At 65.6% G+C, this 17,967-nt stretch carries 10 protein-coding genes; 8 read left to right on the top strand and 2 right to left on the bottom strand.

Annotation, left to right across the window (positions count from 1 at the left end):
• The first annotated feature begins 2 nt into the window (after nt 1-2).
• The 5 genes from ACS92L_RS14220 to ACS92L_RS14200 are packed head-to-tail and all read left to right on the top strand — an operon-like array spanning nt 3 to nt 4,515.
• Nucleotides 3-1,031, top strand: coding sequence for an ABC transporter substrate-binding protein (locus ACS92L_RS14220; RefSeq protein ID WP_438765721.1), 1,029 nt, complete (start codon nt 3-5; stop codon nt 1,029-1,031).
• Nucleotide 1,032: 1 nt separating this feature from the next.
• On the top strand, nt 1,033-1,857 hold the full coding sequence (locus ACS92L_RS14215; RefSeq protein ID WP_438765720.1) for an ABC transporter permease: 825 nt from the start codon (nt 1,033-1,035) through the stop codon (nt 1,855-1,857).
• Entirely contained in the window at nt 1,854-2,672 is an 819-nt protein-coding gene (locus tag ACS92L_RS14210; RefSeq protein WP_438765719.1) for an ABC transporter permease, read from the top strand. The genes ACS92L_RS14215 and ACS92L_RS14210 overlap by 4 nt, the downstream gene beginning before the upstream one ends.
• The gene (locus tag ACS92L_RS14205; RefSeq protein ID WP_438765718.1) at nt 2,669-3,706 is read left to right on the top strand and encodes an ABC transporter ATP-binding protein; all 1,038 of its coding nucleotides are present in this window, start codon (nt 2,669-2,671) and stop codon (nt 3,704-3,706) included. The genes ACS92L_RS14210 and ACS92L_RS14205 overlap by 4 nt, the downstream gene beginning before the upstream one ends.
• A complete protein-coding gene (locus tag ACS92L_RS14200; protein WP_438765717.1) occupies nt 3,700-4,515 on the top strand; it encodes a phosphodiesterase in 816 nt (271 codons plus the stop codon). Before ACS92L_RS14205 ends, ACS92L_RS14200 begins: the two co-directional genes overlap by 7 nt.
• Before the next feature lie 29 nt (nt 4,516-4,544).
• Here ACS92L_RS14200 and ACS92L_RS14195 read toward each other — a convergent pair whose 3' ends face one another.
• Nucleotides 4,545-5,396, bottom strand: coding sequence for a LysR family transcriptional regulator (locus tag ACS92L_RS14195; protein ID WP_438765716.1), 852 nt, complete (start codon nt 5,394-5,396; stop codon nt 4,545-4,547).
• Between the two features lie 106 nt (nt 5,397-5,502).
• On the opposite strand from ACS92L_RS14195, the gene ACS92L_RS14190 reads away from it, so the two are divergent.
• Nucleotides 5,503-6,252, top strand: a complete 750-nt coding sequence (locus ACS92L_RS14190) for an NAD(P)H-dependent oxidoreductase (RefSeq protein ID WP_438765714.1) — start codon at nt 5,503-5,505, stop codon at nt 6,250-6,252.
• Between the two features lie 372 nt (nt 6,253-6,624).
• On the top strand, nt 6,625-15,423 hold the full coding sequence (locus ACS92L_RS14185) for a GH36-type glycosyl hydrolase domain-containing protein (protein WP_438765713.1): 8,799 nt from the start codon (nt 6,625-6,627) through the stop codon (nt 15,421-15,423).
• A 120-nt stretch (nt 15,424-15,543) separates the two neighbouring features.
• Here ACS92L_RS14185 and ACS92L_RS14180 read toward each other — a convergent pair whose 3' ends face one another.
• Nucleotides 15,544-16,110: a DUF1993 domain-containing protein gene (locus ACS92L_RS14180; RefSeq protein WP_438765711.1), complete on the bottom strand. Its 567-nt coding sequence runs from the start codon at nt 16,108-16,110 to the stop codon at nt 15,544-15,546.
• A 480-nt stretch (nt 16,111-16,590) separates the two neighbouring features.
• Here ACS92L_RS14180 and ACS92L_RS14175 point away from each other — a divergent pair, with 480 nt between their 5' ends.
• Nucleotides 16,591-17,901, top strand: coding sequence for a DUF3100 domain-containing protein (locus tag ACS92L_RS14175; RefSeq protein ID WP_438765710.1), 1,311 nt, complete (start codon nt 16,591-16,593; stop codon nt 17,899-17,901).
• Nucleotides 17,902-17,967 lie beyond the last annotated feature (66 nt).

Below are 17,967 nucleotides of genomic sequence, written 5' to 3'. Positions count from 1 at the left end.
CCATGTCACTGCGACTGACACACACCCTGCGCACCGCCACGCTCGCCCTTGGCCTGACCGGCGCGGCGCTGGCCTCCTTTCAGGCTCAGGCGAGCGATACCGCCATCTGCTACAACTGCCCGCCGCAGTGGGCCGACTGGGGCACCCAGTTAAAGGCCATCAATGAGGACACCGGCATTCGCGTGCCGCAGGACAACAAGAACTCCGGTCAGGCGCTGGCCTCACTGACCGCCGAGAAGGGCAACCCGGTGGCCGATGTGGTCTATTACGGGGTGACGTTTGGCATCCAGGCCGCCGAGCAGGAGCTGACCACGCCCTATCAGCCGGCGCACTGGGATGACATTCCCGACGGCCTCAAGGACCCGGAAGGCCGCTGGTTTGCCATCCACTCCGGCACGCTGGGGTTTATGGTCAATGTCGATGCGCCGGGCGACACGCCGGTGCCGCATTCCTGGAATGACCTGCTCAAACCCGACTATCGCGGCATGGTGGGCTATCTCGACCCCTCCTCGGCCTTTGTGGGCTATGTGAGCGCCGTCGCCGTCAACGGCGCGCTGGGTGGCAGTCTGGATGACTTCTCACCGGCCCTTGAGTGGTTTGAAACGCTTCAGGACAACGACCCCATCGTGCCCAAACAGACCGCCTACGCCCGTGTGCTCTCCGGCGAGATTCCGATTCTGCTCGACTACGACTTCAACGCCTATCGCGCCCGCTATGACGACAAGGCCAACGTTGAGTTCGTGATTCCTGACGAGGGCACCATCACCGTGCCTTACGTGATGAGTCTGGTGGCCAACGGTCCGCATGCCGAGGCCGGTCAGAAAGTGCTCGACTACGTGCTCTCCGACAAGGGTCAGGCCATCTGGGCCAATGCCTATCTGCGGCCGGTACGCCCGGAAGCCGCCTCTGAAGAGGCGCAGGCGAAATTCCTGCCGGAAAGCGACTACGCCCGCGCCGAGACCGTCGACTACGGCCACATGGCCGAGGTGCAGCGTGATTTTGCCAACCGCTACGCCCGCGAGGTGAACTGAGATGGGGCGACGTGTCTGGCTGATCATTGCCGCGCCCGCCGCCGCCCTGTTTATCGCCTTCTGGCTGCTGCCGATGGTGCGACTGGCGGTGCTGGGCGCCGAGACGCCGCATGGCATGGACACTTCGGCCTACTGGCTGGTCGTCACCGAGCCGCGCTACTGGCAGAGCCTGGCCAATACGGTCGCGCTGTCACTGGCCGCCTCGCTGGCCACTCTGGTCATCGCTCTGCCCGCCAGCCGCTTTCTGGCCCGCCATCCGGATTTCCCCGGGCGGCGGATTTTGATGTCGCTGTTGCTCTTTCCGCTTGCCTTTCCGGGTGTGGTGGTCGGCTTTCTGGTGATTCTGACCACCGGGCGCCAGGGCGTGCTCAATACGCTGTCAAAGGCCGTTTCCGGGGAAACGATGGTGCTGGCCTATGGCATGGCGGGTCTTTTTATCGGCTATCTCTACTTTTTGCTGCCGCGCACCATCGGGGTGCTGATCACGGCGGTCGAAGGAATCGATCAACAGTGGCTGGAGGCCGCCCGCACCCTGGGGGCCGGTGCCTGGCGGCGCTTTGTCGATATCGAACTGCCGGCGCTGACCGGGGCACTGACGGCCGCTGGCGCCATGTGCTTTGCCACCGCCATGGGCGCCTTTGGCACCGTTTTCACGCTGGGCACCCGCATCGATGTGCTGCCCATGACGATTTATAACGAGTTCACCAACTATGCCAATATCCCGGTCGCCGCGGCGCTGTCCGTGGTGCTGGGGCTCGCCACCTGGGCGGTGCTGTATGGTGCCAACACCCTGGCAGCTCGAACCGGCACCAGGGGGCGGACATGACCCCCTCACGCTGGGACACGCGCCTGGGCCTGACCGTCACGCTGACCATCGCGGCTTTTCTGATCGGCCCGATCGTGCTGTCGGTGATGGCCGGGCTGACCCGCAACTACCTTGTCGGTCTCGAAAGCGGCCTGACCCTTGAGTGGGTCGTGCAGGTCTGGGAACTCTATGCCGACACCATCTGGCGCTCCTGGGGCGTGGCGCTGGCAACCCTTGCCATCACCACGCTGGTGGGCGTGCCGCTCGCCTGGGTGCTGACCCTGTTTCCCGGCCGGCTATCCCGATTGCTCGAAGAGCTTTTGACCCTGCCGGTGGCGGTGCCGGGCCTGGCCACGGCGCTGGCACTGATCGTCTCGTGGGGCAGCGTGGGCTGGCTGCGCGCCAACGTGATGTTCATCGTGGTCGGTCACGTGCTTTTCACCCTGCCGTTCATGGTGCGCGCCGTTCGAGCCGGCATGCAGGGCGGCCATCTGGTGGTACTCGATGAGGCCGCGGCCACCCTGGGCGCGAGCCGGCGCCAGCGCTTTTTCGACATCATCGTGCCCGCCGCTCGCGGCGGCATCGTCACCGGGGCGCTGACTGTGGTCACGCTCTCAATCGGCGAATTCAACCTGACCTGGCTTTTGCACACGCCGCTGACCAAAACGCTGCCGGTGGGTCTGGCCGACAGCTACGCCTCGATGCGCCTTGAAGTCGCCTCGGCCTACACCCTTGTGTTTCTACTGATGCTACTGCCGCTGATGATCGGCATGCAGTGGCTGGCCGGGCGCTCGAAAAAAACCGGCAACATTGCCCTGACAGGATCTGCCTCATGAATGACGCCCTCTCGATCACCCTGACAGGATGTGCCAAGACCTGGCCTGACGGCACCCGCGCCCTGAAGCCGCTGAATCTGGAGATTCGCGCCGGAGAAACCCTGGCGCTGCTGGGCCCATCAGGCTGTGGCAAGACCACGCTGCTGCGCCTGATCTGCGGGCTGGAACAGGGCGATGCCGGCGGCGTGATCCGCTTTGGCGAAGATGACGTCACTCACGTCGCGCCCGAATCGCGCGGTGTCGGCGTGGTGTTCCAGGGCTACGCCCTGTTTCCCAACATGAGCGTGGCGGACAACGTCGGCTACGGCCTGAAGATTCGCGGCATCGATGCCACCACACGGCGCGAGCGTGTGGCCGAGATGCTCAAGCTGGTCGAGCTTGAAGCGCTGGCCGAGCGGGGCATCGATCAGCTCTCCGGCGGCCAGCGCCAGCGCGTGGCCCTGGCACGTGCGATTGCCATCGAACCTCGCGTGCTGCTGCTCGATGAGCCGCTGACCGCGCTGGACGCCCGACTGCGCCAGCAGCTGCAGGTGGATCTCTCTGCGCTGCTGCGCCGACTCGGCATCACCTGTGTCATCGTCACGCATGATCAGGAAGAAGCCATGATGCTGGGCGACCGGGTCGCGGTGATGTCGGCCGGCCATCTCGAACAGCTCGACCGGCCGGAGGCGCTCTATCGCGCACCGGCATCCGATTTCGTCGCCGAGTTTCTGGGCACGCGCTGCACTCTGAGGGGGCCATTGATCAGCGCCTATCTACCCGGCGTCACGGGTGACAGCGTCAGCTTTCGGCCTCACGAGGTCAGCCTGCACGGCGACGGCCGCGGCCTGCCCTGTGAAGTGGTTCAGCGCTTTTATCTGGGCGATCACATCCGCTATGAGCTGACGCTTGCCGACGGCCAGCGCTTTACCGCCCGCGCCGCGCCGGACACGGCCTGGCAGCCGGGCGCGCGGCTTTCAGCGACCTTTTTTGATGCCCGCCCGACCCATGACACCAACCGATTCTGCTCTGCCGACGAGGACATTCCATGCTGATTGCCCAGATTACCGACCTGCACCTGCGCATGCCGGGGCAGAAGGCCTACCGCGTGGTGGCAACCGACCGCTATCTGCCGCCGGCCATCACGGTGCTCAACGCCCTCGACCCGCGGCCTGACGTGGTACTAATCACCGGCGACCTGACCGATTTCGGCCGGCCTGATGAGTACGCCGCCCTGCGTGAACAGCTCAAGGCGCTGGCACTGCCCTGGTACGTCATTCCCGGCAACCACGATGCGCGCGGCGCGCTTCGCGAGGCCTTTCCCGACCACGCGTATCTGGGCCGGACAGGGTTTATGCACTACACCCTGGAGGATCACCCGGTGCGCCTGATAGGCCTGGACACCCTGGTCCCCGGCGAGGGCCGCGGCGAGCTGTGCCGCGAGCGCCTGGACTGGCTCGCCGAGCGCCTTGCAGAGCAGCCCGAGCGGCCCACGCTGCTGTTCATGCACCACCCGCCCTTTGCCACCGGTATCGGCCACATGGATGCCCAGGGGCTGACGGGCGCCCGTGAACTGGAAGCGCTGGTGCGCGACTATCCCAATATCGAGCGCCTCATCTGCGGTCACGTGCACCGCACCATTTTTCGCCGCTTTGGCGGCACCCTCGCCAGCTGCTGCCCCAGCACCGCGCATCAGGTGGCCCTTGATCTGCGCGCCCCCGGCGACGCCGCCTTCGTGATGGAGCCACCGGGCTATCATCTACACCTCTGGCGCGACGGCGAACTCATCACCCACGCCGGCGTGATCGGCGAACATGACGGGCCCTGGCCGTTTCACGACGCGGGCGGACTGATCGATGAGTAACGGCGCTTACCCTCGGACGCGGTGATCGGCTACTCGAACCGTACACGATCAATCAGCATTTCAAACAGAGCACTAATGCTGGCAGTCCGTCGAATATCCGGATGGGTCAGCAGCCACACGCCGGTCTCCAGCTCAGGGATGGGGTCGCCGACACGCACCAGACCTTCCATTGTCTCGGCGAGATAGCAGGGCAATACGCCCTGCCCCAGACCTGCCTGTACAGCCACGGCCATGCCGAGGGTCGAGTCCGCCCGGAAGTCGACCTGCTCATCGACACCCCGGGCTTTAATCCATTTTTCAAGCGAACGATAAGCCATCGACGCATCCGGCCCCACCCAGCGGATTGATTCATCCGTCCCCTTGTCGATCGAGACATAAACGGCCTGACGCAGCCGCCCCAGCTCTCTACCCGTCAGTGTCTCGGGTGGGTGGTCAGTGGGGCGTAATGCGACATCGGCATCGCGCCGGGTGAGGTTATGCAACTCGGCCGAGGTCGTCGTGTCGATCATGAGGCCAGGGTGAGCGTGACGAAATTCGGCCAGCACTGGCATCAATACATGGGCCAGCAGGGCATCCGTGGTGGTAATACGCAACGTGCCGGTCAGAGCGGTGTCGCTATCCATCAGCGCACGCTCGGCGCCGGCCACGGCAAGATGCATCTGCCGGGCCGTCGCTGCGATCATTTCGCCGATGGGGGTCGCCACGTACCCACTGCCGTGGCGCTCGAAGCATTGGGTGCCCGCACGCGCTTCAAGGGCACCTAGACGCCGAAAGATCGTAGCGTGGTTGACTCCCAACCGACGGGCGGCTCCCGAGAGCGAGCCCGATTCCACAATGGCAAGTACGAGACGGTAATCGTCCCATTTGAGCGTCGCGCTCATAAGGCACCTGTGCGTTCTTGCAAACCTGGCTTGCGGTTTTTGGGAATTTCCCTTGGTTTCTGCACAACCTACTGTAGCGATTCCTGCCACGTTACGGACGCTCTCCATGAAAGTTCTGATTGTTCACTGTCATCCCGAACCAAAATCCTTTAACGCCGCGCTGACAGATACCGCGATCGAGACGCTGGAACACGCTGGTCATGAAGTTCTTGTCAGTGATCTCTACGCCGAGAAATTTGAGCCCGTCGAAGGCCCCGGTCGCTACGCCACCCGCCGCGAACCGTCATATTTTCAGGCGCTGGACGAGCAGCGCTGGCACTACGAGGGCGATGCCCTCGCAGCCGATGTCAGCCGAGAAATCGCGCGTCTGAAATGGGCGAAGACGGTGATCTTTCAGCTTCCACTGTGGTGGCATGGGGTACCGGCGATGCTCAAGGGCTGGTTTGATCGCGTCTTCGTGTACGGCGGTCTCTACACCGGCAGCCGCCGATTCGATCGCGGCCCGCTCAGCGGCCGGCGCGCGCTCTGCTCGGTGACCACCGGTGCACCGGAAGCGACTTTCGGCCCGTTGGGTCGCAGCGGCGATATCGCCACCCTCATGTGGCCGCTGCACTGCTCGCTCTACTACGTCGGACTATCGGTGCTGGTGCCTCAGCTGACGTACGGCGTTCAGGGCGGCGGGCTGAGCTATCAACAGGAAGCGGGCTTTCGTGCCCATCTCGAGAAGGAGAAAATGCGCTGGGCAACGCGCGTTCAAACGCTGAGCGAAGAACGACCCATTCCCATGAGCGGCTGGGCGGATTGGGACGAGGCCGGTGTTTTGAAAAACGACCACCCACTTCGCTTTCGAATATAAATTAACGTTTCTCGCCAACCGCACCGGCGCGAACCATACTGCAAAGGACGACCTGTCCGGATTCGCGTCAGGCGCGTGTCTCTCCCCGCCGCTTCTTTTCCCGGCCCACGCGCTTTTCCCTGACGCGACGCCTCTCACCTCGTTCACCATGCCGCTTGTCGGCCGCGCTGATCTCGACAGTGCGGCCGGCCGGTGACGGCGTGGTGAGGCTCTGGCCGAGCACGCAGCGCGCAACCCGCGTTCGTGCCGGCCCCATTCTCGTGCCTTCACGAGAAGGAGAACGACGATGGTTCGATGTTGTCCTGTGGCAGGTCGTTGCGACCGGCTGATGCTGTCCGGACACGGCGCTGGGCTTTTCCCGGCGGTGGGGTCATGACCCTCTGGCAGCGGTTCACCAACAGGCACTCGTCCCCGCGTCCGCCGTGGGACGCCGTGGAGCCGGTGCGCGAAGCGCTCTTTGGTCCGGAGCGACTCGAGCAGCACGCCGAGAGTCTGGCAGCGGCGCAGCCGATCACCGAGCGTCCGCCGGGGGTGATGCCGCTCTATCAGCGCCTTGCCGACAACATCACAGCGCTCGGTGCGACCCATCACCGCCTGAGCGTTGACGCCGCCCATCGCCGCGATACCGTGCCCGCCGCCGAGTGGCTGCTGGATCACTACAACCACGTTGAAAAGCACGTCAGCGATATTCGCCGCGACCTGCCACCGGGCTACTACCGCCAGCTGCCCAAGCTCGCCGACGGCCCGTTTGCCGGCTATCCGCGGGTGTTCGGGCTGACCTGGGCCTACATCGCCCATACCGACAGCCGCTTCGATGCCCCGACATTGATTCGTTTTCTCGAGGCCTATCAGCGCGTCGAAGTGCTGACCCTGGGGGAACTGTGGGCAGTGGCGATCTCGCTGCGGCTGGTGCTGGTGGAAAATATCCGCCGTCTGGCCGATCAGATCGTGGGCGCGCGCGATGCCCGCAACGCCGCCGATGCGCTGTGCGAGCGGATGCTCAGCCCCGACACCGACAGCAGCCGGGCGCTGGCCGAGGTGGACCCGCACGCCCTCGGCGCCTTTGCCGAGCACTTCTACGCCCAGCTGGCCAAGCGCCTGCGCGATCAGGACCCGGGCCGCTCGCCGGCACTTTACTGGCTGGAACAGCAGATGACCCGGCTGGAGACCACCACCGCGACCGTGGTCCAGAACGCCCATCACCGGCAGGGCGCCTCGAACATCAGTGTGCGCAATGCCATCACCAGCCTGCGCCACATTGCCGATTTTGACTGGGCCGCGCTGGTGGAGCAGGTCAGTCTGGTGGATCGCTGCCTGCGCGAGCAGGGTCACTTCGGCGAGATGGATTTCGCCACGCGCGACCGCTATCGCAACGCCATCGAACAGCTCGCCCGCGGCGCCGGCTGCGACGAACTCACCGTGGCCCGCCGCGCCCGCGATGCCGCCGGTACTCCCTCAGCCGACGGCACCTCCTCAGCCGGCGGGGCATCATCCGTCGACGGCATACCGCCGGCCTCCGAGACCATTGATGCCCGAGCCATCCGCCGCGCAGACCCCGGTTACTATCTGATCGATGAGGGCCGCCCCGGCTTCGAACGCGACCTGGGCTTTCGCCCGCCGCCCGCACTGCGGCTTCGCCGGCTGGTGCTCGGGATGGGCCTTGCCGGCTACGCCGGGGCCTGCTGGCTGCTCACCGCAGCGATTTTAATGCTGGCGTGGTGGGGGCTCATGTCGGCCGGACTGGTCTCGGGGTGGGCCTGGGTATGGCTGGCGCTGATGGTGCTGCCCGCCAACGATATCGCCATGTCGCTGATCAACCGCATGCTGGGCATGGGGGTGGGCGGCGAGGCGCTGCCGGGGCTGGCGCTGGAACACGGCGTGCCCGACTCGCTTAAAACCATGGTCGTGATGCCTGCCATGCTCGGCGGGGACGACGAGGTGGCCGAGCTGGTCGAGCGTCTGGAGGTGCACTACCTCACCGGCAACGGCGGTGCGCTGACCTTTGCGCTGCTGCTCGACGGGCTCGATGCCGACACCGCCGAAACACCCGATGACGCCCGCCGTCTGCAGCTGGCGTGGAACGCCGTGGCCGCACTCAATCGCCGACACGGCCCCGGCCCGGACGGGCCGCGCTTCGTACTGCTCTACCGGTGGCGTCAGTACAATCCGGGCGAAGGCAAATTCATGGGCTGGGAGCGCAAGCGCGGCAAGCTGGCCGAGCTCAACCGGCTGCTGCGCGGCGCCACCGACACCTCCTTCGCAGCCGTAGGGGGCAGGGCGCCCTGGGTGCCGACTGGGGTCCGATACGTGGTCACGCTCGACAGCGATACCCGCCTGCCGCGGGACACCATCGCCCGTCTGGTCGGCAAGATGGCGCATCCGCTCAGCCAGCCGGTCCTCGATGACACCGGCCGCGTTACCCACGGCCACGCCATTTTGCAGCCGCGCGTCACGCCCTCGCTGTCCATTGGCCGCGAGGGGTCGCGCTATCAGCGTCTTTTCTCTGCCCCCGGTGGCCTTGACGTCTACAGCGCCGCGGTCTCGGATCTCTATCAGGATCTTTTCGGTGAGGGGTCGTTTGCGGGCAAGGGCATCTACGCCGTGGACGCCGTCGAGCGCGCCCTCAAGGGCCGCATTCCCGAAAACAGCCTGCTCAGTCATGACCTGCTCGAGGGAATTTTTGCCCGCGCAGGGCTTGCCTCGGACGTCGAGGTGGTCGAGGCGGAGCCGGAACGTTACGACGTGGCCGCCCGCCGCCAGCACCGCTGGGTGCGCGGTGACTGGCAGCTGCTGCCCTGGGTGGTAGGCAAGGGCGCCGACCGACGCGCACTGGGCGCCGTGGGCTGCTGGAAGATCGTGGATAACCTGCGCCGCTCGCTGCTGGCGCCGAGCCTGTTTGCCGCCTTCGCGGTCTGTGCGGCATTCAAGGTGCCGGTGGCGTTTGTGGCGCTCATGCTGACGCTGGCCGCGCTGGTCATTCCGGCCCTTTTGCCGATCAGCTTCGCGCTCAAGCCGCGCCATTACGACGGCGACTGGCGCCATCACCGGCGAACGCTGGCCCGCGATCTGGCCCTGGAGACCGGTCGCTGCCTGTTGAATGTCGCCCTGCTGGCCAATCAGGCCTGGCAGATGATCGACGCCATCACCCGCTCGCTCTATCGCGTCTATGTCTCCCGAAAGCATCTGCTCGAATGGACCACCGCCGCCGCCCTCAGGGACCGCCAGCTTGGCATGGCAACCCTTGCCCGCGAGATGGCCGGTGGCATGCTGTTCGCCTTTGGCGTGGTGCTGGTGCTGGCGCTGTTTGAAACGCCGGGCTGGGCATTGCTGCTGCCGCTGCTGGCGGCCTGGCTTGCCGCCCCGCTGGTGGCACTGTGGACCAGCCGCGCCCCCGGCGACACCACCGACAATCTCAAACTCGATACCCGCCAGTCGCGCACGCTGCGCCATATCGCCCGCCGCACCTGGCAGTTTTTTGAAACCTTTGTCACGCCTGCCTCGAACGCACTGCCGCCGGACAACTTTCAGCTCGACCCCGAGCCGGTCATCGCCGAGCGCACCTCACCCACCAATATCGGGCTCTACCTGCTCGCCTGCGTGGCGGCGCGGGATTTCGCCTGGATCGGCACCCGCGGCGCCGTCGAGCGGCTGGAGGCGACCTTTGACACGCTGGATTCGCTCGAGCGCTGCCGGGGCCATCTCTACAACTGGTACGACACCGCAACGCTTGCCCCGCTGGAGCCACGCTACGTCTCGGCGGTGGACAGCGGCAACCTTGCCGGCCACCTGATCGCGATGGCCAACGCCTGCGAAGCGTGGATCGACGAGCCTTGTGTCGCCAACCCGCGTGACGGCCTGATCGATACGCTGCATCTCTTTTATGAGGACACCGAGCTTGACCGGACGCTGCCCGGGGCGACAAAAACCCGACTGCTTACCGAGCTGCAGGCCCTGATCGCACGCCTTGAGGGCGTCTCGACCCGGCGCGACAGCACCGCTGACGTGCGCTGCTCGCTGGCAAGCTGGCGTGTGCTGCTGGCCAGGCCCCCTCATGCCGCGGCCGGCGCCTCGAAAGACACCGCCGCGCAACACGATGATCCGGGCGTGGCGCTTGAACCGGAGGTTTCGGACAACGACGGCGTCGATGACCTGACCCGACGCGCGACCCCGGCGTACTGGCTGACCTGTCTGGAACGCTGTCTTGACGAGCACGAGGCCGATGTCGAGACCGCACCGTCTCTTGGCGCGCGCCTGCGCGAGCTGGCCCGGCGCGCCCGCACTCTGACCCACGAGATGGACTTTGCCTTTTTACTGGTCGCCGAGCGCAAGCTGATGTCGATCGGCTACGCTCCGCGCGAGGACCGACTCGATGAGGGCTGCTACGACCTGCTGGCCTCGGAAGCGCGACTGGCAAGCCTGATCGGCATTGCCAAGGGCGATCTGCCCACCCGCCACTGGTTCCGGCTGGGCCGGGCGGTGAGCCCACAGCCCGACGGCGTGGTGCTGATGTCGTGGTCGGGGTCGATGTTTGAGTACCTGATGCCGTCACTGGTGATGCGCGCGCCGCGCGACAGCCTGCTTGAACAGACCAACCGGCTGGTGGTGGCGTGTCAGCGTGACTACGCCAGACAGCGCGGCGAGCCCTGGGGCATTTCGGAGTCGGCCTATAACGCGCGCGACCTTGAGGCCAACTATCAATACTCCAACTTCGGCGTGCCCTCGCTCGGGCTCAAGCGCGGGCTGGCCGAGAGCTTCGTGCTCGCCCCCTACGCCACGGCGCTGGCGGCGATGGTCGCCCCGCGCGCGGCGATCGACAACTTTGCGCGCCTGCGTGAACTGGGCGCCGAGGGCCGCTACGGCTTTTTCGATGCCATCGACTTCACCCCGACGCGCCTGCCGATGGACCGCCACTTTGTGGTGGTGCGCAACGTCATGGCCCACCATCAGGGCATGACCGTGGTGGCCATCGCCAATGCCCTGCTGGGCGGGCGGCTTCGCACCCATTTTCATGCCGAGCCGATGATCCAGGCCAGCGAGCTGCTGCTCCACGAACGCCTGCCGCGCGAGGTGGCAACGCTGCCCTCCCCCAACGACACCGACCCGGTCATCACCGTCGATGAGCCGCCAATCGAGGCTGCGGTGCGCCGTCTAACCGGCAGGCCGTCCGCCCCGCCGGTGACGCATCTGCTCTCCAACGGGCGCTACACGGTGATGCTCACCGACGCCGGAGCCGGCTTCAGCCGCTGGGGGAAACTGGCGATCACACGCTGGCGCGAGGACCCGACCACGGATGACTGGGGCAGCTTTATCGCCCTGCGCGACCGGGAGACCGGACAGCGCTGGTCCGCCGGCGGCCCGCGCGAGATAACCAATGACCACGGCCGGCATGAGCACGCCACGCATGAAGTCGAGTTCGCCGAGGATCACGCCCGCTTTGTGCGTCATGCGGCAACGTTTACCACCACACTCGAGGTGCGGGTCTCCGGCGAGGACAACGCCGAGATCAGACGGGTGAGCGTGACAAACAACGGCGAGCACGAGGCCACCATCGAGCTGACCTCTTATGCCGAGCTGGTACTGACCACGCCGGCCACTGACGATGCCCATCCGGCGTTTGCCAAAATGTTCGTCGAGACCGATACCCTCCCCGAGTATCAGGCGCTGACGGCCACCCGCCGCCATCGCGACCCTCATGAGGCACCGATCTGGGTGGGGCACTTTATACGGATTGATGACACCAGCCGCGAGACGCCGCACGAGGCCGAGCGGGCCGGTGACGACGCCCCGCCCCGACGGTTTCGCTTCGAGACGGATCGCGCCCGATTTTTGGGGCGTGGCCGCACGCTGTCCACGGCGGCGGCCCTGTGTGACGCACCGTTTGACGGCGCCGAGCCGATGCATGACGGGCGCACCGGGGCGGTGCTCGACCCGATCTTCTCCCTGCGCCATGTGGTCTCCATCGCGCCGGGCCACGTTGCCCACGTCGACTTCTGGACCGTGGTCGCCGACAGCCGCGACAGTCTGGTCGCGCTGATCGACCGCCACCACGACGCCGGCGCGTTTGAGCGGGCCAGAACGATGGCCTGGACGCAGGCGCAGGTGCAGCTGCGCCATCTGGATATCGCTTTGGACGAGGCCGCCGACTTCCAGCGCCTGGCCGCGCCGATTCTCTATCACGACGCACGCTTTCGCGCCCCGGAAGCCACGCTGTTGCGCGGGCTCTCGAAACAGTCCGATCTCTGGTCGATGGGCATCTCGGGCGATCTGCCGATCGTGGTACTGCACCTGGCCGATACCGAGGAAATCGGCTGGGTGGAGACCCTGCTGCGCGCCCGCGAGTACTGGATGGCCAAGGGCCTCGGGGTCGATCTGGTGATTCTCAACGAGCGTTCGCACTCCTATCTCCAGGAGCTTCAGGACGCCATCGACATCGCCGTACGCACCCACTGCTCGCCGCCGCACGACGGCCACGACCCGGCGCTGGGCACGGTCATCTCCCTGCGCGGGCATCAGCTGAGCCCGGCCGCGCGCGATCTGGTGCTGGCCGTGGCCCGCGTGGTGCTGCGCGCCCACAAGGGGCCGCTGCATCGCCAGCTCGCCACGCTGCTGGCCGGCGACGAGCCGCTGACCCTCGAGCACACGCCGGTTGAGGCCACGTCGATCGATGTCACACCGACCGAAGACGCCCCGGTCGAGCGCGCCCCGGCCCATCCCGAACGGGAGAGTCTCGACAGGTTTGATAAGGAGACGCTCGAATTTTTCAACGGCACCGGCGGCTTTGCCAGCGATGGGCGAGAGTACGTCTGTGTCCTCGATGACGGTGCCACCACGCCGCAGCCCTGGATCAACGTCATCGCCAACCCGGGCTTTGGCTTTCAGGTCTCCGCCGAGGGCAGCAGCTACGTCTGGGCGGACAACAGCCGCGACAACCAGCTCACGCCCTGGTCCAACGATGCGGTCAGCGACCCCTCCGGCGAGGTGATCTATATCCAGGACGCCGACAGCGGCGCCATCGACACCGTCACCGCCGCGCCGTATCGCCCCGGCCGCGAGCACTCGCGCTTTGTGGCCCGCCACGGCTTCGGCGTCAGCCGCTTTGAGCACGACACGCAGGCGCTTGCGATGACGCTGGTGCAGTTCGTGCCGCTTGAAGACCCGGTCAAGATCTCGCAGCTCACCCTGACCAACCGCACACAGGCTCCGCAGCAACTGATCATCACCCATTACGCCAGCTGGGTGATGGGCAACGCTCGCGCCAAAAACGCGCCCTGCCTGATCTCCGAGCACGACGGCGAGACCGGGGCGCTGTTGATGCGCAACCCGTGGAACATGGCCTTCCCGGATCGGGTCGGCTTTGTTGATCTGGACGCGCGACAGCGCGCGTTCACCGCCGATCGCGGCGAGTTTCTCGGCACCGGGACGCTGGCCGAGCCCGAAGCGCTCTCCGGACGCCGGCGTCTGAGCGGCCGGGCCGGCGCCGGGGTGGATCCCTGCACGGTGCTGCAGTGCACGCTGACACTGGAACCCGGTGAGACCGTCACCCTGGCCGCCCTGCTGGGTCTGGCCGGTGATGCGGATACCGCGCGCTCACTGATCGCGCGCTACCGAAAGGCGGATCTAACCGTCGAGCTGACGGCCGTGGAAGACTACTGGCGCACGCTTCACGGCGCGCTTCAGATCACAACGCCCGATCGCGCCATGGATGTCATGGTCAACGGCTGGCTGACCTACCAGACGCTGGCGTGTCGCGTGGTGGCTCGCTCGGCGTTTTATCAGGCCAGCGGCGCCTACGGCTTTCGCGACCAGCTTCAGGACGGCATGGCGCTGACCTTCGCCCAGCCCGAACTGGCGCGCCACCACCTGCTGCGTGCCGCCGGGCGTCAGTTCATCGAGGGTGACGTGCAACACTGGTGGCTGCCGCACTCCGGCCAGGGCGTGCGCACCCGCATCGCCGATGACCGGGTGTGGCTGGCGTTTGCCACCGCAAGCTATGTGCAAAGCGCAGGCGACCCCGCCGTGCTTGATGAATCGGTCGGCTTTCTGGAGGCTCCGCCACTGGTGGCCGGCGCGCATGACGACTTCTCCCAGCCGGCGACGGCCGCCGAGACCGCACCATTGTTTGAACACTGCGTGCGGGCACTGGAGCAGGCGCTTGAGCAGTTCGGCGAGCACGGACTGCCGCTGATCGGCACCGGCGACTGGAACGACGGCTTCAACCGGGTCGGCGAGGCAGGCCGCGGCGAGAGCGTCTGGCTGGGCTGGATGCTGCTGCGCACGCTGGCGCTGTTTGACCCGCTCATCACGCCCCGCGACCCTCAACGCGCCGCGCGCTGGCGCGAGCGCTCCGAGACGCTTCGAGAGGCGCTCGAGACCCACGCCTGGGACGGCGCCTGGTATCGTCGCGCCACCTTTGATGACGGCGAGTGGATGGGCTCCAGGGAGAGCATGGAGTGTCGGATCGATTCGATCGCCCAGTCCTGGGCGGTGCTCTCCGGCGGTGCCGACCCGACGCGGGCCGAGCAGGCGATGGCCTCGGTCTCGGAGCATCTGATCGATGAGGACAACGGCCTGGCACTGCTGTTCACCCCGCCCTTTAACAAAAGCGCTCAGGAGCCCGGCTACATCAAGGGCTACCCGCCGGGGCTGCGCGAAAACGGCGGGCAGTATACCCACGCCGCCACCTGGTCGATTCTCGCCTTTGCAAGGCTGAGCCAGGCCGACCGGGCGCATCGGCTCTTCTCGTTGATCAACCCGATCAACCACGCGCTGACCGATGAGGCGGTCGAGCGCTACCGCGTCGAGCCCTACGTGATCGCCGCGGATGTCTACTCCGAGCCGCCGCATACAGGCCACGGCGGCTGGACCTGGTACACCGGCTCCGCCGGCTGGTTCTATCAGGCCGGCGTGAACGGCATTCTCGGTATTCGCCGCGAAGGGCGCGAGCTGATCGTCGCCCCCGCCATTCCCGACCACTGGCCGGGCTATTCAGCCACCGTCGAGTTGGAAGGCAGCCGCGTGACGATTCGCGTTGAGCGCCTTGAGGCCGGCGAGACGGCGGGTATTACGCTGGATGGAGAGCGGCTGAAGGGTGCTGAAGAAGCAAGGGTGGCGCTGGATGGGCAGGCGCATGAGCTGGTGGTGCGTCTGGAGAGAAAGGCAGAGGTGATCTGATGCGTCTCGTCCGGCCTCACGGCCGCCGCTGGCGCAAGCCGGCGGCGGCCATGGACCGAATGATGGCGCTAAACGCCGGACTCAAGGGACGGGCAAAGGCTCAAGCAACGGCGCCCCCGGTCAACGTTGATGGATCGTTTCCGGACGAATACAGGGAAACATGTGCGCGATGTAGTCGGCCTTGCCAAGTTCTACCTTCTCGCTGCGCAGGATCGAATAGGCGGTCATGAGGTGGAAATAAAACTGGGACAGCGCCCAGTCGCGGGCATACTGCTCGGCGGTTAAATCAAGAATCATGCCGTTGGGCAGCTCATGTACCAGTGGCTTGTCCGCGTTCACATCCAGGCCGTCCGGGTCGAGCCCCTCGAGCAGCGCCATGGCGTCCTCGATCCGGGTTTGAGCGTCTGCAAACGAACCGGGACGCTCGCCGGCATCAACGCCTTCATCACGCAGCTCCCTGATGGACTCCGGAAACGCCTCTCCCCTGAGCCGGCATACGGCCTCGTGCACCTGCACGCAGGCAAATCGAATCTGGGTCGACAGGGGAAACATATCCGGCGCAAGACGCGCGGACAGCAGCGCCTGCGCCTGGTCTTCCGGCATCTGCCTTTGCGCCTTCTCAAGCCAGCCCGAGAGCGTGCCCAACATTTGTGTAAAGGTCGGAACCAGCAGCGTTGTGAGTGACATGAGGTGTCTTCCTGATGATTGAAGGATGACGCACTGTCCGTCACACAAACGACATTCGGACCGGTACGCCTTGCATCGAGATATTGAGGCTACGCCGGCATCGAGGCCGGCATGATCATCATAGCGATGTCGGCAAGGGATCGTGCTTATCCATTCGCCGTGGCACGCGCACCCACCGGCTTTCAAGGAAAAGCGCCTTGGGTTATCGGGTCTGGTTGGCATGGGCATGCAAGTTTCTAACGCGTTATAAACAGTAGAACGCCCCCGCTCGCAAAAGAGTTGATCAGCAGCAGCGAAAAAGATGACCAATGTTTAAGACGCTGGGCCGGCGATACCCCTGGCCCGCGACACATCGCCGCGCTTCCCCATCTCCCGCCATTCGTTGATACTGGCAGCCCCGTGCGATTACGGGCCCCATAACAATAGGCGCCGGCTTGTCTCTACTGGCCAACTGCCAAACAACACCATGGGAACACTGTCATGAATACTGCCAACCGGGCGTCACCGCTCGATCTGCTACGTCTGCATGTACTGGTCGTCATCCTTTCGCTGATTGCGGAGTGGATCGGTATCATCAGGATTCCGCTGGGCGTCGGAACGCTGTTACTGCTGCCGCTGTTTTATGCCTTTTTGCTGGCAATTGCGCTTAACCCCCATCTTTCCAGACGGGTGCATCCGCTGGTGCCGCCGCGCTTGAGTACAGCGGCCTCGCCGCTCATCCTGATGGCGATCATGCCGTTTATCGCCCGCTTTGGCTCCACCATCGGGCCGTCGATCGATCAGATCATTAGCGCCGGGCCGGCCCTGATTCTTCAGGAGCTGGGCAATCTGGGCACCATGCTGATTGCCCTACCGTTTGCCGTGCTGGTACTGAAAATGGGCCGCGAGTCGATCGGGGCGACTTATTCGATCGCGCGCGAGCCCAATATTGCGATCATCTCGGACCGCTACGGCCTCAAGGGGCCGGAGGGCATCGGCGTAATGGGCGTCTATGTGGTCGGCACCATGTTCGGCACCCTCTGGTTTGCGCTAATGGCGGGCTTTCTCGGCTCGGCGGGCTGGTTTGACCCGAGGGCGCTGGCGATGGCCTGCGGGGTGGGCAGTGGCAGCATGGTGGCGGCCTGTTCGGGCGCGCTTGCCGAAGCGGTGCCCGCCATGCGCGAGGAACTGCTGGCCTTTGCCGGCGCCAGTAACCTTTTGACCTATGCCACCGGGCTGTATGTGTCACTGTTTATCGCCCTGCCGGTCGCGGAGTGGCTCTACAAGCGTCTGAGCGTCAGAAAAGGGGCCGGGGCCGGCGTGGATGTTGAAGCACCCGATACCGCCAGTGTCGCTGATACCGCAGCCGAGCCACGCCCCGAGCAGCAGCTGGGCCATACCGCCGCGATGCTGGCCGCCGTGTGCGCGGTGGGCTGGATCACCAACGTGGTCAGCTCGGGCACGCTGTGGGGCGCCCTGCCCGGCATGATCATTCTCTATGTCATGAGCCTGATCGGGCTGGTGATTACCCGAATCGTGCCCTTTTACCTGCCGGCGATCGCCTGGATTTCGCTGGTCAGCATCCTCATGACCCTGCCGTTTTTCCCCGGCAGTGCCTGGCTGGTGGAGCAGCTTTCACAGGTCAATTTCCTGGCCATCGTCACGCCTGTGCTGGCCTACGCCGGTTTTGCCCTGTCACAGCAGGAGTTCAGCATGTTCCGCCGTACCGGCTGGAAGCTGGTGCTGGTCTCGCTGCTGGTGTTTACCGGCACCTATCTCGGCTCGGCGGTGGTCGCCCAGCTGCTGCTCTGATCCGCGACGGTGTGGCCCCCTCCTGACTCGGAGCGCCACACCGACGTTTACACCTGTCGCATCACG

Origin of the sequence: Kushneria halocnemicola (genome assembly GCF_965650455.1) — a bacterium.
Lineage (GTDB): Bacteria > Pseudomonadota > Gammaproteobacteria > Pseudomonadales > Halomonadaceae > Kushneria.
The sequence above is the reverse complement of the archived record's forward strand: the minus strand, read 5'-3'. Positions and strand labels throughout refer to the sequence as shown.